The 19,440-nt window shown below is 32.5% G+C and carries 17 protein-coding genes; 16 read left to right on the top strand and 1 reads right to left on the bottom strand.

The window, feature by feature from the left end; translation table 11 throughout:
• Positions 1 to 3 precede the first annotated feature (3 nt).
• The 16 genes from atpH to J2W48_RS02680 all read left to right on the top strand — a co-directional run bounded on the left by atpH (position 4) and on the right by J2W48_RS02680 (position 18,455).
• A complete protein-coding gene (gene atpH, locus J2W48_RS02755) occupies positions 4 to 537 on the top strand; it encodes an ATP synthase F1 subunit delta (RefSeq protein ID WP_310277704.1) in 534 nt (177 codons plus the stop codon).
• 38 nt (positions 538 to 575) lie between these two features.
• Positions 576 to 2,153 (top strand): F0F1 ATP synthase subunit alpha, encoded by a 1,578-nt coding sequence (gene atpA, locus J2W48_RS02750; protein WP_127338104.1) that lies wholly within the window; start codon positions 576 to 578, stop codon positions 2,151 to 2,153.
• 86 nt (positions 2,154 to 2,239) lie between these two features.
• Positions 2,240 to 3,100 (top strand): ATP synthase F1 subunit gamma, encoded by an 861-nt coding sequence (gene atpG / locus J2W48_RS02745; protein WP_310277696.1) that lies wholly within the window; start codon positions 2,240 to 2,242, stop codon positions 3,098 to 3,100.
• A gap of 827 nt (positions 3,101 to 3,927) precedes the next feature.
• Entirely contained in the window at positions 3,928 to 4,374 is a 447-nt protein-coding gene (locus J2W48_RS02740; protein WP_310277692.1) for a GNAT family N-acetyltransferase, read from the top strand.
• A 127-nt stretch (positions 4,375 to 4,501) separates the two neighbouring features.
• On the top strand, positions 4,502 to 5,176 hold the full coding sequence (locus tag J2W48_RS02735; RefSeq protein WP_310277689.1) for a hypothetical protein: 675 nt from the start codon (positions 4,502 to 4,504) through the stop codon (positions 5,174 to 5,176).
• Between the two features lie 2 nt (positions 5,177 to 5,178).
• Positions 5,179 to 6,300, top strand: a complete 1,122-nt coding sequence (locus J2W48_RS02730) for a hypothetical protein (RefSeq protein WP_310277685.1) — start codon at positions 5,179 to 5,181, stop codon at positions 6,298 to 6,300.
• A 25-nt stretch (positions 6,301 to 6,325) separates the two neighbouring features.
• Positions 6,326 to 8,140, top strand: coding sequence for an OmpA family protein (locus tag J2W48_RS02725; RefSeq protein WP_310277682.1), 1,815 nt, complete (start codon positions 6,326 to 6,328; stop codon positions 8,138 to 8,140).
• Positions 8,141 to 8,187: 47 nt separating this feature from the next.
• The gene (locus J2W48_RS02720; protein WP_310277680.1) at positions 8,188 to 8,958 is read left to right on the top strand and encodes an ABC transporter permease; all 771 of its coding nucleotides are present in this window, start codon (positions 8,188 to 8,190) and stop codon (positions 8,956 to 8,958) included.
• A gap of 2 nt (positions 8,959 to 8,960) precedes the next feature.
• Positions 8,961 to 9,791 (top strand): ATP-binding cassette domain-containing protein, encoded by an 831-nt coding sequence (locus J2W48_RS02715; protein ID WP_310277676.1) that lies wholly within the window; start codon positions 8,961 to 8,963, stop codon positions 9,789 to 9,791.
• Between the two features lie 9 nt (positions 9,792 to 9,800).
• On the top strand, positions 9,801 to 11,321 hold the full coding sequence (locus tag J2W48_RS02710) for an AAA family ATPase (protein WP_310277673.1): 1,521 nt from the start codon (positions 9,801 to 9,803) through the stop codon (positions 11,319 to 11,321).
• A 659-nt stretch (positions 11,322 to 11,980) separates the two neighbouring features.
• Positions 11,981 to 13,441 (top strand): lipopolysaccharide biosynthesis protein, encoded by a 1,461-nt coding sequence (locus tag J2W48_RS02705; RefSeq protein WP_310277670.1) that lies wholly within the window; start codon positions 11,981 to 11,983, stop codon positions 13,439 to 13,441.
• Between the two features lie 41 nt (positions 13,442 to 13,482).
• Complete coding sequence (gene dut / locus J2W48_RS02700) at positions 13,483 to 13,917, top strand: dUTP diphosphatase (RefSeq protein WP_310277667.1); 435 nt, start codon at positions 13,483 to 13,485, stop codon at positions 13,915 to 13,917.
• Between the two features lie 75 nt (positions 13,918 to 13,992).
• Positions 13,993 to 15,009: a sugar phosphate nucleotidyltransferase gene (locus tag J2W48_RS02695; RefSeq protein WP_310277664.1), complete on the top strand. Its 1,017-nt coding sequence runs from the start codon at positions 13,993 to 13,995 to the stop codon at positions 15,007 to 15,009.
• A gap of 31 nt (positions 15,010 to 15,040) precedes the next feature.
• On the top strand, positions 15,041 to 16,390 hold the full coding sequence (locus tag J2W48_RS02690) for a tetratricopeptide repeat protein (protein WP_310277913.1): 1,350 nt from the start codon (positions 15,041 to 15,043) through the stop codon (positions 16,388 to 16,390).
• A gap of 14 nt (positions 16,391 to 16,404) precedes the next feature.
• On the top strand, positions 16,405 to 17,181 hold the full coding sequence (lolB1, locus tag J2W48_RS02685; protein WP_310277660.1) for a lipoprotein insertase outer membrane protein LolB1: 777 nt from the start codon (positions 16,405 to 16,407) through the stop codon (positions 17,179 to 17,181).
• A gap of 23 nt (positions 17,182 to 17,204) precedes the next feature.
• Positions 17,205 to 18,455: a murein hydrolase activator EnvC family protein gene (locus tag J2W48_RS02680; protein ID WP_310277658.1), complete on the top strand. Its 1,251-nt coding sequence runs from the start codon at positions 17,205 to 17,207 to the stop codon at positions 18,453 to 18,455.
• Positions 18,456 to 18,490: 35 nt separating this feature from the next.
• On the opposite strand, the gene J2W48_RS02675 is transcribed toward J2W48_RS02680, so the two are convergent.
• Positions 18,491 to 19,435 (bottom strand): transglutaminase family protein, encoded by a 945-nt coding sequence (locus J2W48_RS02675; RefSeq protein ID WP_310277657.1) that lies wholly within the window; start codon positions 19,433 to 19,435, stop codon positions 18,491 to 18,493.
• Positions 19,436 to 19,440: the final 5 nt, after the last annotated feature.

Below are 19,440 nucleotides of genomic sequence, written 5' to 3'. Positions count from 1 at the left end.
ATTATGGCAAGTACAAGAGCAGCAATTCGTTATGCAAAAGCAATTCTGGACTTAGCAAACTCTAAAGGTGTTGCCGAAGCTGTTAATAACGATATGAAATCAATTGCTTCGACAATTGAAACAAATTCAGAATTGAGTGACTTTATTCAAAATCCAACTACAAGAGTTGAAGTTAAGGAAAGTGCTCTTTTAGAAGTTTTTGCAGATGTAAATGGTGTAACCAAAGGTCTATTTCATTTATTATTCGAAAATAAAAGATTCGAAATTTTAAATGCAATTGCAGTAGAATACAGCAAAGTATTTGACGAAGGTAATGGAATTGAAGTAGCAAAAGTTACGACAGCAATCCCCATGGATGCTACTTTAGAGGCTAAAGTTTTAGCTAAAATTGCAACTTTGTCAAATAAAAAAATAACAATTGAAAATATAGTAGATCCGTCAATTATTGGAGGATTTATTTTAAGAATAGGTGATCAACAATACAACGCTTCTGTTGCAAACAGATTACAAGTATTAAAAAGAGAGTTAAGTAATTAGTTTTATTACACATAAAAGTGTCTAAATTATAAATTAAGATGGCGGAAATCAAACCTGCTGAAATTTCAGCAATATTAAGAAAGCAAGTAGAAGGTTTTGAATCTGGTGCTACACTGGAAGAAGTAGGAACGGTACTTCAGGTTGGAGACGGTATTGCTCGTATTTACGGGCTGTCTAATGTACAATATGGTGAGTTAGTTGAATTTGATAACGGACTTGAAGCTATTGTATTGAACCTTGAGGAAGACAATGTTGGTGTGGTGCTTTTAGGGCCATCAACAGGAATCAAAGAAGGATCAACAGCAAAAAGAACACAACGTATCGCTTCTCTTAAAGTAGGTGAGCAAATGGTAGGACGTGTAGTAAACACTCTTGGTTTTCCAATTGATGGAAAAGGACCAATTGGTGGTGATTTATACGAAATGCCATTAGAAAGAAAAGCTCCCGGGGTTATCTTTCGTCAGCCAGTAACTGAGCCATTACAAACAGGAGTAAAAGCAGTCGATGCTATGATTCCGGTTGGTCGTGGACAACGTGAGCTTGTAATTGGTGACCGTCAAACAGGTAAATCAACTGTTTGTTTGGATACCATCTTAAATCAAAAAGAATTTTACGATGCAGGAAAACCTGTATTTTGTATATATGTTGCAATTGGACAAAAAGCTTCAACTGTAGCAGGAATCGCTAAGATGTTAGAAGAAAAAGGTGCAATGGCTTATACCGTTATTGTTGCAGCTAATGCTTCTGACCCAGCTCCAATGCAAGTTTATGCTCCTTTCGCAGGTGCAGCAATTGGAGAATATTTTAGAGATTCAGGTCGTCCTGCACTTATTGTGTATGATGATTTATCTAAACAAGCTGTTGCTTACCGTGAGGTTTCTCTTTTATTAAGAAGACCACCGGGACGTGAGGCTTATCCTGGAGACGTTTTCTACTTACACTCTCGTCTATTAGAGCGTGCCTGTAAAGTAATTGCTGATGACGGAATTGCTAAAAACATGAACGATTTACCAGATTCTATCAAGTCTATCGTAAAAGGGGGTGGTTCATTAACTGCGTTGCCAATTATCGAAACCCAGGCTGGTGACGTTTCTGCTTATATTCCAACAAACGTAATTTCGATTACTGATGGTCAGATTTTCCTTGATGGGGATTTGTTCAATTCCGGAGTTCGTCCTGCTATCAACGTTGGTATCTCTGTATCTCGTGTTGGAGGGAATGCTCAGATTAAATCGATGAAAAAAGTTTCCGGAACTTTAAAATTAGATCAGGCTCAATTCCGTGAATTGGAAGCTTTCGCAAAATTTGGTTCTGACTTGGATTCTGTTACTTTAAATGTAATTGAAAAAGGAAAGAGAAACGTTGAAATCCTGAAGCAAGGTTTAAATGATCCTTATACAGTAGAAAATCAAGTAGCTATTATTTACGCGGGTTCTAAAAACTTATTAAGAAACGTTCCTGTAAATAAAGTAAAAGAATTCGAAGCTGATTTCTTAGCATACTTAAACAGCAAGCATAAAGATACGCTTAATGCTTTGAAAGCTGGTAAATTAGATGATAACATTACTGATGTTATTGAAAAAGCAGCAAAAGAAATTTCAGCAAAATATATCTAAATTTAGTTGATCGTTGTTGGTTGATTGTTGTTGGAATTATCCAAGAAACTATCAACCAATAACAAACAACCAACAACTATAATAAAATGGCAAATTTAAAGGAAATCCGTAATAGAATTACTTCCGTTTCATCGACGATGCAAATTACATCGGCTATGAAAATGGTTTCTGCAGCAAAGCTTAAGAAAGCACAAGATGCAATCACTGCAATGCGCCCTTATGCCGAGAAATTAACGGAGTTGCTTCAAAATCTTTCTGCTACACTTGAGGGTGAAGTTGGAGGAGATTATACAACACAACGTGAAGTAAAAAAAGTATTGCTTGTGGCTATAACTTCTAACAGAGGTTTATGCGGGGCATTTAATACGAATGTAATTAAAGAAATTAAAAGCCGGACTGAATTTTATGCAGGAAAACAAGTTGACGTTTTTGCTATTGGTAAAAAAGGAAATGATGTTTTAAGCAAAACGCATAAAGTTTACGGTCATCATAATGCTATTTTTGACCATTTAACCTTTGATAATGTTGCTGCAATTTCAGATACTTTAACTGAAAAATTCATATCAGGAGACTACGATAGAATAGAATTGATTTACAATCAGTTTAAAAATGCTGCAACACAAATCGTTCAGACGGAGCAATTTTTGCCTTTAGCACCAATTAAATCGGAAGTGCCTGTTTCAGCCGGAGATTATATTTTTGAACCTTCAAAAGAAGAAATTGTGTTGACTTTGATACCAAAATCCTTAAAAACACAATTATATAAAGGTATTCGCGATTCTTTTGCTTCAGAGCATGGAGCGCGTATGACAGCGATGCACAAAGCAACTGACAACGCAACAGAATTAAGAAACCAATTAAAATTAACATACAATAAAGCTCGTCAGGCAGCTATTACTAACGAAATCCTTGAAATTGTTGGTGGAGCAGAAGCTTTAAACGGATAGTTATTGTACTAAATACATAAAAAAAGAGCTAACGATTGTTGGCTCTTTTTTTTGTATAAAAAATAAATAGATTAAATTTTAAACATAATGTTAAAATGGGTGATTCCTGAGAACTGTTCTTCCCAAGAATCAATTCCATTTTACACATTCGTTAACGGATTTACCCGTTTGCTTTGTTTTTATGGGAACAAATTAGCTTTATCAATCCCAATGCTTTGTTTTTTTGTTAGGGTTACACAGCTGTATCAATCCCTTGCTTTGTTTTTAGGTACAAATAGCTAAATCCCTGTTATGCTTTGTTTTTTGTTAGGTTACACAGCTGATCAATCCTAATGCTTTGTTTTTATGGGAACAAACTAGCTTTATCAATCCCAATGCTTTGTTTTTTTGTTAGGGTTACACAGCTATATCAATCCCATGCTTTGTTTTTTAGGTACAAATAGCTAAATCCCTGTTATGCTTTGTTTTTTGTTAGGTTACACAGCTGATCAATCCTAATGCTTTGTTTTTATGGGAACAAATTAGCTTTTTAATCCCAGTGCTTTGTATTTTTGAGGGTTACATATTAGCTTTATCTGTCCCTTATAATTTTAAAAACAAGACTTTTTTATAATTTTAAAAACTAAAAAAGGTTACTCATTTTGTTATTACAAATATTTAAAAATAAGATGGTATCCACAATACCCATATTTAGTGATTTTTCATAAAAAAACATTTTTTCTAAATATCATATAGATTGGATAAATTAATCCTGAAATTTGGGCAGATCGGAAATGGCATACTAACATTAAAAAAATTAATGTACTTTTGAAATAATTTTTCAATGAATGGAATTAAAGATACAAGAGCTTATCAAAATCGAAGAAATGCTGGATCAGATTGGAATCATGCAATTTTTGTATCCTAAACTTTCTTTGGCACAATACAGATCTTACCTTTTAGAAATGATACCGCATAATTATACTCAGATTGTTGTTTTTGAAAATGATGTTTGTGTAGGAATAACAGGTTGTTGGTCAGCTACTAAATTATGGACAGGCAAATATCTTGAAATTGATAATTTTGTAGTCAGCCCGAAACATCGGTCAAAAGGAATAGGTAAACTATTAACAGATTATATTGAAAAAAAAGCATTAGATCTAAACTGTAGTAGTATTGTTTTGGATGCCTTTACAGGTAATTTTGCTGCTCATCGCTTTTATTATAATCAGGGATATGTACCAAAAGGCTTTCATTTTGTAAAAATATTAGATGAAACAAAACTGACTCAATAAATTCAATAAGAATTAATTGAAAAAAAGAATATATTTATATTTTTAAATTAGTAACTTTTTAACACTTGCTACGTCTTACATTTGATAAAATATAGAAGTGCTAAAAAACATCATCACTCAGAAAACAATGGCAAAAGAAAGTTTTAATTGGAAAAGTCTCTTTATAAATGATGAGACATTAAAGAAAGAAGAATCAACAAATATTCAATCTTCAACACCCCCTCTATCATCACCAGACAATAAATTTCCAACTCAAATTACGGAATCATTTCCAACTAATTCCTTAACAAATCCTTTTTTAAACGAAATTTTTGAAGTTTATGATAAAGGTTTTGAATCATTAAATGAATCAGGTTTTGATTTTTTCGAATTATATAAATCCGTTTTAGCTGTTGGAGTTACAAATCCACAAAGTTATCAGATGGCTTTTACAATGGGTAAAACAATAAGGCCAGATTTAACGAAAGAATTTCTTTTGCAGAAAGGAAGTTTTTATATGGCTGAAATTGAAAAAGTGCATACTAAATATGATACCATTGGTAAAACAAAAAAGGCAGATTTAGACAACCATATTACTAAGGAAAAAAATAATCTTTCTAAAAATATTTCTGAATTAGAAGCGAGAATTATAGAACTTCAGAAAGAACTGGAATCTAAAAAAGCAGAACTTCAAAAAATTGATCCGGTTAATATGGAGCAGCTTTCAGAAATTCAATTAAAAATGGATGCCAATAATTTAGCAAAACAAAAAATCTTAACATCAATCAATACTGTAATAACAGGAATTAATCAATATTTATAATAATGAATAAATACGAACAAGAAAAAAGCACGCTTTTAACACTCCCAATTTTAAAACATTTTGATGAATCAAAAGGAGAAATTGCTTTAAAATCCGGGGCTCTTAAAAAAGGAGAAAAGTCATTATTTTTGGTTTTGGCACTTGGTTTATTGGGAGTTGGAGGATATTTAGTCTGGACATATATCATTCCGCCATTATTTACAATGCTTGGGCAAGCTATAGCTTTATCTGCAACGGGTGTTTTTTTAGTTTTTTTGGTAATGATGTTTCCTGTGATTATGAAAGGACTTCGTTTTGCAACAAAAAATCTTCATAAAGCATTAATCCAAAGTAATCCTTTTAATGAACTGGAAGAGCAAAAGCAAAAAATGATTAAAAACCGTGAAGTTTTTAAGAACACAAAAGCAAAGCTAAAAGGGCTTAAAAATGAAATGGAAATTGAAGCCAATAAATCTGAAAAAGAAGCCAAAGCATTTCAGGAAGATGTTTTGAGTTTGCAACGTCAGTCAGAAAAGCTGAAATCAGCCATGGACGAAATGGTAAAAATTAATGGAGTTGCAGCAAAAGATACCGATGAATATGTGACTTTACAAAGCGAATTAGCAAGAAAATTAAGTGACTCACAAAGAATTTCAACACAATATGAGCAAAGTAAAAGTTTTATCCAGAAATATGGTGTTCGCGCCAATGTTCTTGGTAAAATGGATAGAAAACTAACTTTGGCAGGAACAGCTATCGATATTAAAATTGCTGATTTTGATGTTACAGTTAAAATGCTTCAAAAAGAATATCAGTTTGCCAGAAATGCTAAAGAAGCAACCGAAAGTGCTAAAAGCGCCATGTTGTTTACTAAAGATTGGGAATTAGAATATGCTTTGGAAGTAGTGACATCGACGATTGCCTTAGATATCGCAAAAACATCGGAGAACTTAATTGATATTGATGCTTTAACTTCTAAATATTCTGTTGACAACGATGAGCTTTATTCAAGGTTAGATTCGTTAGCTGATGAAATTAAAACTGGCGATAATACTATTCCGGATTCAACAAAATACACAAATCCAAATTATAAAATGACCAAAGATGATAAATTATCCGGTGGTGGTTTTGGAGATATTTTCTAATAAATAATTAAATTTTAAAAATAAAATGGGAAAAATTTTAAGAACAGAAAAGTTAACAACATTTTCTGAATTCATAATTGTTATAGTTGTAATTGGAGCAATTTTAGCAGGGGTTTATTATATCTCTCCAGGAATTAAAACGGCAGTTTCAAAACAATTAGACGGGATAGATCTTAATCAAACGGATGTTAATAACGTAACCAATGCTGAAAAAATAGCGATTCCATCTACAGATATTTCTTCTGAAGTTAGCGGTAAACCATTAGTAAGAATTGCAGGTTATGCGTGGAATGCTCAGTCAGGAATTATTGTTTCTAATGGAGGTCCAAAAACTACCAAAGGTTCGTTAATGGAAAAAAACGGAATTAATCTTGAAATTATCCGTCAGGACTGGCTTTCAGAATTGCGTAATATGCAGATGAAATTTATCGAAGAATTTGATAAAGGAGAAGCTTTTCCAACTTCAGATAAAAGTGCTTTTGCAGTTATGATTATGGGTGATGGCGCTCCATTTTACATAAGTTCTGTTCAAAAATCATTAGACGAAAAATACGGAAAAGATAAATATCACCTGCAAGTGATGGGTGTTGTTGGTATGAGTTATGGTGAAGATAAATTAATCGGGCCACCAAACTGGAAATCAGATCCAAAATCTATGAAAGGTTCTGTTATATCTGCGGTTCTTGGAGATGGTGACTGGGTTACAACTGTAAATTATTGTTTTGCAAACGGATTAAAAGTAAACCCGGACCCAACAACGTATGATGCTGAAGCGGTAAATATCTATCCATCTGAAAATGATGATTATATTAAATCAGCTGAAGAATTGATTAAATCTCAAACAACAGGATGGACAGTTACTTTGAAAGAAGTGGTAAACGGAAAATTGACAGGAAAATCAGTAAACAGAAAAATCGATGGCTGTGCAACCTGGACGCCAGGAGATAAAACAGTTTTTGATAAACTTTCCGGATTTGTGGATATTGTTTCAACAAAAGAATTCAATAACCAAATGCCAACAGCACTTATTGGTGTAAAAGAATGGGCAGTAAAAAATCCTGACATTGTTTCTAATATATTGAAATCGGCATTGACGGCTTCAAACCAAATGAAAAATTATGAGGACTGGAGAGTAAGAGCTTCTCAGGCAATTACAGACACCTATAAAATGGAAACTCCGGATTATTGGTATAAAATGTTTAAAGGACAACAAGGAACTAAAGCAGGATTAACTTATAACATGGGTGGTTCAAAAGTTTTCAATTATGCTGATGCGATGCAATATTTTGGCCTATCAGATGGCGTGAACAGATACAAATCAGTTTATAACCAAGTTTCAGGATATTTAACTGAATTGAATCCCTTTGGATTTAATGAAAATGTAGGAGCTGTTGTCCCTTACGATCAGGCGGTAAATTTATTCTTCCTGAAGAATATTAACGACATCGAATCAACTTCTGCAGATAAAGCAGATTATAGTAATCAGGCAACAGATGTTGTAGCTTCCGGAGAGTGGAAAATTAATTTTAATACGGGAAGTGCAGAAATTTCAAATTCATCTGGTAAAGAGGTTGAAAAAATTTACAATCTTTTAGTACAAGCAGAAAACACAAAACTTACAGTTGTTGGACATACTGATAATGTTGGAAATGCAGATTCTAATTTAGCATTGTCAAAAAGCAGGGCTCAGTCAGTTGTAGATTACCTGAAGCAAAAAGGAATTCCGGCAAATCGTTTCCAGATGGTAGATGGAAAAGGTCAAAACGATCCAATTGCAGATAATAATACAGCTTCCGGAAAAGCATTAAACAGACGTGTTGTTATCACTTTCTTAAAATAATATTTAAATTGAAGGCTATCTTCCAGGATAGCCTTCTACTATTAATTATGATAAAATATTTTACTCCTTTTGAAAAAATATCAAAATTCCATAAAACTATTATTTTAACAGGTTGGCTGGTTCTTTTGATTGTAATCTGGTTCGCAACCACAGCTGGTGAAAAACATCTGTTTCCTTCTCCAACTCAGGTCATGAAGGGATTTTCAGAATTGTATAATGAAGGTTTGGTGGTGCATATCTTCAATTCCTTGAAACTGTGTTTTATTTCTATTTTTCTGGCTACTGTAATTTCATTGGTATTGGCTTATTCCTGGCCAATTCCGGTATTAAAATCAATTTCTGAATTTGTGACTAAGTTTCGTTTTCTGCCTTTTACCGGACTTTCCTTTTATATTACTATGGTAATTCACGAAGCAAGAACAATGCAGGTTTGGATTTTAGTTATTTTCCTGACTACATTTTTAACGACATCATTAATTGCTGTTATTAAAGATATACCTCAGGAAGAATTTGATCACGCAAAAATGTTAAAATGTACCCGTTTAGAAGTGCTTTGGCAAGTTATCGTTTTAGGAAGATTAGATTATGTTATGGATGTAATCAGACAAAATCTCGCCATTACGTGGATGATGTTAGTTACGGTAGAATCTATAGTTGTTGCATCAGGCGGTTTAGGGTTTTTAATCAAAAACTCTGATAAGTTTATGAATACGGGTAGAATTATAGCACTTCAAATTATCATTTTATTAATAGGGCTAGGTTTAGATGCAGGAATAAATTTCTTAAGAAAAGCAATATTTAGATATTCAAAAATATAATCATGAAACACGAATATAGGGAAACACTTTTATACGTAGAAAATCTTAGTGTTGCGTATGATGATACTGTAATTATAAAAGATATAAGTTTTATAGAAAAAGACGTTGTTCGGGATGGGATACATTACACAGGACAAGTAATTGCTTTTGTTGGAAGATCCGGGAGAGGAAAATCAACATTCTTTAAAGCATTGACGGGATTAGTTTCTTGTAATTCAGGAAAAATATTAATTCGTGATTTTGAAAACAAAGAGCCAAATGCAGCCAAATCTGTTAAGGAAGGTGACATTGGTTTTGTTGATCAGAAATACACTTTGTTTCGACATAAAACTGTTACTGAAGCTTTGAAATTTTCGCTGCGAAAAACAACGCTTTCGAATACTGAAAAAGAAGAAAAAATACAGCACTATTTAAAAGAATGGGGATTAGAGAATTGTAAGGACAAATATCCTAACGAACTTTCTGGTGGGCAAAGACAAAGAACAGCCATAATAGAACAACTGTTTTCATCTGATCAATTTATCGTTTTAGATGAACCTTTCTCTGGTTTAGATGTAGGAAATATTCAAGAAGTAAAAAAATCTTTTGAGTTACTTAGTAATTCCTCAGACTTTAATACGGTTATTTTTTCTACTCATGATATTGAACTGGCAATAGAATTAGCACAGACTATTTATGTTATTGGATATCCAACCATAAATGGTAAAAAGGAACATTACGGAACAATCGTTGCCAAATATGACTTAAGGGATATGGAATTGGCATGGAAAGATTATTGTGATGACCATCATAAATTATCAAAAGAGATTATTCATCAAATGATGATTTCTTAAATTTAGTATATGTCAAAAAAGAACAATCCAATATCGATTATAGAAGAATCATTTTTGTCTCTGAAAAAATATCTGGAGACAAATATAAATTCAAGTGAAGCCGTTTTTACGGCTTCATTTATTAATGATTTGAAGAAAGAAACAACGAGTTTACTTCAAGTTTGTACTGTATTAAATCAGGATAGCGATTTTATTCAAAAAATAAATAAAGGCGTAAACCCTGCTTTTTCTAAAGGTTTATTGTTTAAAGCAGAACATTTTTTTCTTTCGGATATTATTAATCTTTATGAAAAAGAACTTGAGAATAAAAATCAAAAAGAACAGTTTGTTTTAGCTTATTATTATGATGTGTTGCGAAATAAACACTTTGCAAATGAAAATGCTGTAAATGAATTAAACCAATTGATCCTTACAGATGAATTTAGAAATCTTCTGCTGAAAATCAAAAAAGAAAATAAAATAATAGCTTCAGACATTCAACAAAATCAGTATATATTGCCTCAGGTTTTGGCAGAAGAGAAACATCCTAAATTAGAAGAAATCTTAACTCAGTATCAGAGTTTCCTTTTTTTTGCCTTTGAGAAAAAAGTGGAAACTACAGCAATTTTGAGTAGTTATTTAGGTTTAAATTTAAATAAATCTGAAAGTAACAAAAAAGAAATTCCACTCGAAGAAGAAGATACACTGGAAAAAGTATTGGCAGAATTAAACGAATTAGTTGGACTTGCAACTGTAAAAAAAGATGTTGAACAACTTATTAATTTGTTGGCAATTCAAAAAAAGCGGTCAGAACAAGAACTAAAAAATGTAGAAATTACATTGCATACTGTTTTTTCAGGACCTCCCGGAACTGGAAAAACTTCTGTTGCACGACTTTTAAGCAGAATTTTTAAACATTTAGGCTTCTTATCTAAAGGGCAGATGTACGAAACAGACAGAGAAGGATTGGTTGCAGGATATGTTGGGCAAACAGCAGCAAAAGTTGATAATGCCGTACAATCAAGTCTTGGCGGTGTTTTGTTTGTGGACGAAGCATATGCTTTAACACAAAATGCATTTGGTAATGATTATGGGGCAGAAGCTGTTAATACGCTGCTTAAAAGAATGGAAGATCATCGTGAAGATTTAGCGGTTGTAGTTGCAGGATATACAGAACCTATGAAAAATTTTATAGAATCAAATCCAGGATTACGTTCTCGTTTTAATAGATTTTTTTATTTTGACCATTTTAATCCAGCCGAATTATTTCAGATTTTTGAATCATTTTGTACTAAATCCGATTTTATAGTTTCTAATGATGCAAAAGAAAAGCTAAAAGACACTTTTGAATTACTTTACGAGAGTAAGAATGAGAGTTTTGGAAATGCCAGGGCCGTTAGAAATTTATTTGAAAAATGCGTTCAAAATCAGGCCAACAGAATTGTTAAATTAAAAAAAATAACAAATAAAGCCTTAAAAACACTTGTTGAAGAAGATATTCCAGAGCCAAAAGAAACAGAACAACATGTTAATTTTGAAATAAAAAAGTGAGAACCTTGTTTTTAAATGTAAGACCAAAGGCTCCGATAAATAACTATTGCCGGCTCTTTTTATAGGGTAATTGTAGTTTAAAAAAAGGTATTTAAAAATGGTGATTCTCAATTTCCCAAAAATTGAGAATCAGGACCATTTTATAAAATTACTGAACAGATAATTAAATCTGTAGTGCTTTGTCTTTTATGGGAACAAACAAGCTTTATTAATCCCAATGCTCTGTTTTTTTTTAGGGTTACAATACAGCAGAATCAATCCCTTATGCTTTGTCTTTTATGGGAACAAACAAGCTTTATCAGTCCCAGTGCTTCCTTTTTTATAAGGGTTGTATTTAGCTTTCTCAATCCCTGTGAAACAAATTTAATACGACATGCAACGAAAATATTTATATAATTTTTAGATTTAATTATATATTTCACATTTTATTTTTTTTGATACAGCATTAATAAACTAAATAAGTATTTTCATGATAATTTATTACAGGAAACGGTATAGGTGTTATAAATTTAAAGGAGTTTAAATGTGTGGTTTGCCAAAATTTAAAAAGAAAAATTAACACGGTTAAATGTATTTAGTTTTTTAATTGAAACAATATGCACAATTATAAACAAAAGAATAGTTATTTTTGTTTTATAAACTTTATCATTAAAATTATTTTGGGATTATATAAAAATCTATTCAAACAGACTGCTATTTACGGATTGGCGACAGTATTACCTCGAATGCTTAGTTTTTTATTGGTTAGGGTGTATACTGGTATTTTGCCCACAGCAGAATACGGTGAAGTTTCGATTGTTTTGTCCTGGATAGTTTTTTTCAACGTGGTGCTGTCTTACGGAATGGAGACCGCTTTTTTTAGGTTTTACAGTGCCGAAGAGGATAAGAAAAATGTAATTGCAACTGCCACCATATCCATATTTTGGTCTTCAATAGGATTTCTTTTTGCGGCTTTAATTTTTAGAAATACTTTAGCAAACTGGGCAGAAGTTGATGCGCAATATATTACTTACTCAGTCTGGATTTTGGTATTAGATGCTTTGGTTATAGTACCTTTTTCTAAGCTCAGGGCAAATCAGAGGCCCATGCTGTATGCCGTAATCAAAATTGGCAATGTGGTTGTAAACTTGTTACTGAATCTCTTTTTCTTATTGTATTTGCCTAAAATCGCCATGTCAAATCCAGGCTCTGTCTGGGATAATTTATACATTAAAAATTTTGAGATAGCCTATATTTTCATTGCCAATTTAATTGCAAGCTTATTGACTTTTATAGTTCTTTCTCCCAATTATCTTTTGCTTGGAAGAAAATTTGATCCGGCTCTTTGGAAAAAAATGATGCAATATGGATTACCAATTTTAGTTGCCGGTATCGCTTTTGCAGTTAATGAACACTTTGATAAAATATTACTAGGGTATTTGTTACCGGAAAATCTTGCAAAATCTGAAGTTGGCGCTTATTCGGCATGTTATAAATTAGGATTATTTATGGTTTTGTTTGCTACTGCTTTCAGATTAGGAATTGAACCTTTCTTTTTTAGTCATGCCAAAAATGAAAATGCTCCTCAGACCTATGCCATTATTACAAAATACTTTGTGATTTTTGGCTCTTTAATTTTATTAGGAGTGATTGTTTTTGCCGATATTTTAAAGTTTCTTTTGCTTGACAATAAATCGTATTGGGAAGCGATGAAAGTAGTTCCGTTAATAATTTTGGCAAATTTCTTTTTAGGAATTTATAATAACTTATCAGTTTGGTACAAATTGACAGACAAAACAAAAATTGGGGCATATATTTCTATTGTAGGAGCTATTGTAACCTTGGCATTAAATTATTTCTTAATTCCAATTTACAGTTATTATGGTTCAGCAATTGCAACTATTTCGGCTTACGGAAGCATGATGCTTATCTCATATTTTTTAGGAAACAAGTACTATCCAATACCTTATGACATGAACAAGATTGGTGCATATTTAGGAATCTCAATTATATTTTCAGCTATTTCTTTTTACGGATTTAGAGAAAATTATTTCGTTGGAATTCCATTACTTTTGTGCTTTATTTATTTTGTTTATCATAACGAAAAGGACACAATCAAAGGAATTATGAATAAAAAGTAATTTGATTTTATAGACTCAATTTTACTTTTTTATAAAAAAACATGAAAATACAAATCATTAATAAATCGCAACACGACTTACCAAATTACGAAACAATTGCTTCGGCAGGAATGGATTTGCGTGCTAATTTAACCGAATCGATAACGCTAAAGCCTTTAGAAAGAACGATTGTAAAAACGGGACTTTTTATTGAATTGCCAATTGGTTACGAAGCTCAGGTACGACCAAGAAGTGGTCTTGCTGCTAAAAAAGGAATTACCGTTTTAAATTCACCCGGTACTGTTGATGCCGATTATAGAGGAGAAATAGGTGTAATTTTAGTAAATTTATCAAATGAAGTTTTTGTAATTGAAAACGGTGAAAGAATTGCACAATTAATTATTGCCAAGCACGAAAGAGCCGAATGGATAGAAGTTGAAGAACTTTCAGTAACATCAAGAGGCGAAGGCGGATTTGGAAGTACCGGAGTAAAATAGAAATTTAATAATTTTAAGATTCAATGATTGAATGATTTTAATCTTTCAATTTAATCTTTCAATCCTTCATATAACATGAAAATAATCGTTCCAATGGCGGGTCGGGGTTCCAGACTTAGGCCACATACATTAACTATTCCAAAACCATTAATTCCAGTAGCAGGAAAATCTATCGTACACCGTTTAGTTGAAGATATTGCCAAAATATTAAAAGAACCAATAGAAGAGGTGGCCTTTATTTTAGGGGATGAAGCTTTCTTTGGAGATGATCTTGTAGCAAGTTTAGAAGAACTGGCACAGAGTTTAGGTGCAAAACCGTCTATTTATCGACAGGATTTGCCTTTAGGTACAGGACATGCTATCATGTGTGCCAAAGATTCTTTATCAGGGCCGGCCGTAATTGCTTATGCAGATACTTTAATAAGAGCTGATTTTGAGTTAGATCCTGCTGCAGATGCTGTGATTTGGGTTAAACAAGTAGATCAGCCGGAAGCATTTGGTGTAGTAAAATTAAACACTAATAATGAAATTATAGAATTGGTAGAAAAGCCAAAAGAGTTTGTAAGTGATTTAGCCGTTATCGGAATATACTATTTTAAAGAAGTTGGGGATTTGAAAAAAGAACTTCAAGGGGTTTTGGACAATAATATTCAAAATGGAGGAGAGTATCAAATTAATGACGGAATAAAAGCTATGATGGCTAACGGAAAAGTTTTTAAAACCGGAAGCGTTGATGAATGGATGGATTGCGGAAACAAAAATGTTACGGTTGAAACCAATTCCAGAATGTTGGGATTTTTACATAATGATGGTGAGCATTTAGTTGATTATGGTGTAAAATCAGAAAATTCAACAATTATTCCACCTTGTTATATTGGAGAAAATGTTGTGTTGATAAATGCAACAGTAGGACCAAATGTTTCTTTAGGAAAAGGGTGCCATGTTAGTAACAGTTCAATAAGAAATAGTTTAATTCAGACACATTCTCATATTAAAAACGCTAATCTGGATAATGCCATGATTGGAAACCATGTTAGTTATGATGGTCAGTTTAGCAGTATCAGCATTGGTGATTATTCTGTTTTGGAATAAAATGATAATTTAAAATAAAATTATGTAAATGATGAAAAAAAGGTTTTTTGTAATTTTATTTTTTGCATTGCTAGGCAATTCAGCTTTGGTTATGGCTCAAACTGAACCGGAAGATATTGCTATGGCAATCGATGAATATCAGGACTCTTTTTATGAATCATTAAAACAGAAAGGAATTGAAAATTATGACAAAGCAATAGTATCATTAGAAAAATGCGTTAAGTTAAAACCAAATGATGCTGTAGCTTATTTTGAATTAGGGAAAAATTATCTGGCCTTAAAAGAATACAGAAATGCACAGGATTCTTTTGAAAAAGCAACACAATTAGATCCGAAAAACAAATGGTTTTGGTTAGGTGTTTATGATGTGAGTTTTGAAACAAAAAATTATCCCCTGGCAATTGAAACGATTCAAAAAATCATTCCTTTTGATGAAGAATATAAGGATGATCTGATTACACTTTACATGATTACCAATCAATTTGACAAGGCGCTTTTGTTGATTAATGAAATGAATGAAAAGTTTGGAAAATCTGAAGAAAGGAACAATTATAAAATGCAAATTTTATCCCAGGGAAAATATCAAAATGCCGAAATTGATAATCTGGTTAATCAAATTAAACAAAATCCAAAAGAAGAATCGAATTACGTAAATCTGATCTTTTTGTATTCAAAAGCTGAGCAAACAGACAAAGCTTTAGAAATAGCGAAACAATTAGCAAATGAAATTCCAACATCAGAGTGGGGGCAGGTAAGTTTGTTTAAAGGATATTTAGACGATAATCAGGCAGAAAAAGCGATAAAATCAATGAATACTATTTTATCAAGTCAAAAAATAGATTCAAAAATAAAGCATCGTACTTTAAATGAATTTTTGATTTATGTAAATAAGAATCCACAATATACTCCTGATTTAGAAAAAGCAATTGCTTATTTTGATAACGATAAGGAGGTTGATGTTGCTAAAGAGATAGGGAAATTTTATCATGCAAAAGGCCAGTTTGAGAATGCCATTAAGTATTATGAAAAAGATTTAAGCGCCAATTCAGAGACAGATCGTGAGACCAATTTGCTTTTGCTTGAAGCCTGTTTTCAGGCAAAACAATTTGATGCCATGACCAAAAGAGCCATGAATATGATCGAAGTTTATCCGAGCCAGCCTCAGTTTTATTATTATGCAGGTTTAGGAAACAATCAGCAGCAACAATTTAAAAATGCAAAAACCGTTTTAGAAATGGGTCTTGATTATGTTGTGGATGATATAAAATTGGAAGCAAATTTTAATATTCAGTTAGGAGAAGCCCATAATGGATTAGGAGACGCTAAGAAAAAAGAGGAATACTTTTTGAGAGCAAATGAGTTATTAAAACAAAAAAAGTAAAAGATTAAATTCTGATGAAAAAATATATAGCAATAATATTAGTATTAATTTTTATGCTTTCCTGTAAATCTAAAGCGGTTGCTGTACAAAACAGTACTACAGAAGTGGAAGCAAAAAAAGACAATAGGATAATAGAAAAGTATTACGATAATAAATTAGATTTCAAAACATTATACATAAAAGCAGGTGCCAGATATGTTGATGAAAAGCAAAGCCAGAATGTTACTGCAGAGATTAAAATCGAGAATGACAAACAAATTTTGGTAAGTGTTCGGTTCTTAGGAATCACAATGGCAAAAGCACTAATTACGCCAACAGCTGTAAGTTATTATGAGAAGATAAACGGAACTTTTTATGAAGGCGATTTTACCAGTTTGAGCAAATGGCTGGGAACTGAATTAGATTATAGTAAAGTTCAGAATTTGTTGGTTGGGGAAGCTTTGGATGATTTAAGAAAAAGCAAATATACCCAGACTATCGTAGAAAATCTTTTTCGTTTAGAAGATGAAAACGGGGCTAATTTAAAAAAGGCTTTCTTTCTCGAACCTGAAAAATATTTGTTGCAAAAAGAAGAAATATCTCAAGATCAGGAAAACAGAAAACTGGAGATTTCGTACTCAAACCATAAAGTTTTCGATCAGGGAACACTTCCTACAAGTATTGAAATTAATGCGATTCAGCCAAAAGGAAAGACAGATATTAATTTAAATTACAATACTATTTCGTTTAATGAGGAACTTTCTTTTCCATATAGTGTTCCAAGTGGCTATAAAAAAATTATAATTAAGTAAATTTGCAAAAAGATAACAGACAAATGCCAAAATTTCTCCTAAGCCTAATTTTTATATGTGCCACAACTTTTATGTGGGCGCAGGATTCGCAACAAGAAAAACTGGAACAGCGAAAAGCTCAGATTCAGCAGGAAATCAGAGACAATGAGAAAATGCTGCAATCTGTAAAGAGTAAAGAAAAATCGGCAGTAAATGTTTTTTTAATTCAGGCCAATAAAATTAAACTGAAAGAACAATTGATCAATACCACAGCAAAGCAGGAAAAGCTTTTAAGCAATGATATGTATATTAATCAGTTAAAAGTAAATAAGCTGAAAAGAGAATTGGAGGTACTGAAAGCGGATTATGCAAAAATGATTTTGAAATCATACAAAAGCCGTTCTGAGCAAAGCAGGGCAATGTTTATTTTGTCTTCAGAAAGTTTTTTACAGGCCTATAAAAGGGCACAATATTTAAAGCAGTATACTAATTTCAGAAAAAACCAAGGTATAGAAATTCAGTCTAAAACAGCAGAGTTGATTGATTATAATGCTAAATTAGATGGACAAAGACAAGTAAAGAAAAAGATAATTGCCGAAAATCAAAAGGAAAAACAAAGTTTAGAAGTAGAAAAGAAAGAACAGGAAAAGCTGGTAAATTCTATAAAAAAGGATAAGAATAAAATTATTGCCGATACCAGAAGTAAACAACAGGAAGCAAAAAGGATTGATGCACAAATTGATCGTTTAATTCGCGAGGCTATTGCAGAGGCGAACAGGAAAGCAGCTGCAGAAAGGGAGAAAGAAAATCCTGGTTCAACATCAAAAGCATCGGTTTCATCATCAAAAATTGCATTAACTCCAGAGGGTAAAATTTTAGCTGCTGACTTTAAAGCAAATAGAGGTAAATTACCATGGCCAGTAGAAAAGGGTTTTATTTCATTAGGATATGGAGATCAGCCACACCCGATTTATCCATCATTAACCGTTCATAATTCAGGAGTTGAAATTACCACAGAGACAGGTGCTACTGCACGTGCAGTATTTGAAGGCGTAGTTTCAAGCATTATGGTTTTATCCCCAATAAACAGGGCCGTTATGATTCAGCATGGAGATTATTTTACTGTATATCAAAATTTGAGTCAGGTTTTTGTCAATAAAGGAGACAAGGTAAATATTAAACAAAGCCTTGGAAAAGTAAGAACAAGCGGGGACACAGGAAAAACAATTATTAAGTTTTTGATTCTTCAAAACACATCAAATAATAATCCTGAGGGATGGCTGCAAAACAGATAACAAAAAAAGGGAGCTTAATTAGGCTCCCTTTTCGTTTACTGCTGTTGTTGTAATTGATCCATATAATTTAATTGATCCTCTACTTTCGAGGAGACTTCCTGTAATTTTACATCGTTTATTTCTTCAAATTGTCTGCCATCTTCGTATCCTATAGAAACGCAAACAGAAAGTGTCTGTCTGGCAAGTCCTTTAAAAGTTCCTTTTATGGGTGTGCAATCACTAAAATTTCTACCGACTGAAAGACGCACATGATTATCCATTGTCCAGATGTTGTTGGTGGGATCTAAACCTAACCATCCCTGATTTGGGGTATAAATTTCAACCCATGCATGTGTTGCCCCTTCTCCGCGAAGACCACTTTCGTTAGGACAAATGTAACCGCTAACATAACGGGATGGAATGCCAATTGTACGCAAAAGATGTAATAAAATATGAGCAAAATCCTGACAAACCCCTTTTTTAAGCATTAAAATTTCATCAACAGTTGTTTCAATATTTGTTATTCCTTTGGTATAGGTAAAATGTTCAAAAACATACGCATTACATTGTTGTGCGATTTCGATTATGGATTTGTTTTCTATGCCTATTTCTTTTAAAATACTTTCAATCTCGGATTGCTTTTCGATTTTATCAATATAACAAAGACGTAATAATAAAATGCTTTTTTCTTTTTCGGTCTGGATATCTTTCACGGAAGTGGAATCAATCTCGGGAATTTTAAGGGAATGATTTACCCGAACCAGCATTCTGGATTCAATGGTCATTTCGGTATGGGTGTCTAAAACATTGAAATTGCCAACCCGGTTTCCATAATAATCCTGAGAAATATCAACATCAGGAGCATGTGTTATTAAAAGTTGGTACTGCAATACCTCCTGATTTTCGAAATGATGAGGAAATAAACGTATTTCGTTGATACTTTCTTTTATGGGCCAATTGTATTGGTATTTTGTGAGGTGAACTATTTTGAAAAGCGCCATATTTG

Source organism: Flavobacterium piscis (genome assembly GCF_031457575.1).
GTDB classification, from domain to species: Bacteria; Bacteroidota; Bacteroidia; order Flavobacteriales; family Flavobacteriaceae; genus Flavobacterium; species Flavobacterium piscis_A.
This window is presented reverse-complemented; position numbering and strand designations above follow the sequence as displayed.

Excerpts from the sequence above, each read along its gene's own strand:
- atpH (WP_310277704.1), top strand. The coding sequence starts at position 4 with ATGGCAAGTACAAGAGCAGCAATTCGTTATGCAAAAGCAATTCTGGAC.
- atpA (WP_127338104.1), top strand. The coding sequence starts at position 576 with ATGGCGGAAATCAAACCTGCTGAAATTTCAGCAATATTAAGAAAGCAA.
- atpG (WP_310277696.1), top strand. The coding sequence starts at position 2,240 with ATGGCAAATTTAAAGGAAATCCGTAATAGAATTACTTCCGTTTCATCG.
- J2W48_RS02740 (WP_310277692.1), top strand. The coding sequence starts at position 3,928 with ATGGAATTAAAGATACAAGAGCTTATCAAAATCGAAGAAATGCTGGAT.
- J2W48_RS02735 (WP_310277689.1), top strand. The coding sequence starts at position 4,502 with ATGGCAAAAGAAAGTTTTAATTGGAAAAGTCTCTTTATAAATGATGAG.
- J2W48_RS02730 (WP_310277685.1), top strand. The coding sequence starts at position 5,179 with ATGAATAAATACGAACAAGAAAAAAGCACGCTTTTAACACTCCCAATT.
- J2W48_RS02725 (WP_310277682.1), top strand. The coding sequence starts at position 6,326 with ATGGGAAAAATTTTAAGAACAGAAAAGTTAACAACATTTTCTGAATTC.
- J2W48_RS02720 (WP_310277680.1), top strand. The coding sequence starts at position 8,188 with ATGATAAAATATTTTACTCCTTTTGAAAAAATATCAAAATTCCATAAA.
- J2W48_RS02715 (WP_310277676.1), top strand. The coding sequence starts at position 8,961 with ATGAAACACGAATATAGGGAAACACTTTTATACGTAGAAAATCTTAGT.
- J2W48_RS02710 (WP_310277673.1), top strand. The coding sequence starts at position 9,801 with ATGTCAAAAAAGAACAATCCAATATCGATTATAGAAGAATCATTTTTG.
- dut (WP_310277667.1), top strand. The coding sequence starts at position 13,483 with ATGAAAATACAAATCATTAATAAATCGCAACACGACTTACCAAATTAC.
- J2W48_RS02695 (WP_310277664.1), top strand. The coding sequence starts at position 13,993 with ATGAAAATAATCGTTCCAATGGCGGGTCGGGGTTCCAGACTTAGGCCA.
- J2W48_RS02690 (WP_310277913.1), top strand. The coding sequence starts at position 15,041 with ATGAAAAAAAGGTTTTTTGTAATTTTATTTTTTGCATTGCTAGGCAAT.
- lolB1 (WP_310277660.1), top strand. The coding sequence starts at position 16,405 with ATGAAAAAATATATAGCAATAATATTAGTATTAATTTTTATGCTTTCC.
- J2W48_RS02680 (WP_310277658.1), top strand. The coding sequence starts at position 17,205 with ATGCCAAAATTTCTCCTAAGCCTAATTTTTATATGTGCCACAACTTTT.
- J2W48_RS02675 (WP_310277657.1), bottom strand. The coding sequence starts at position 19,435 with ATGGCGCTTTTCAAAATAGTTCACCTCACAAAATACCAATACAATTGG.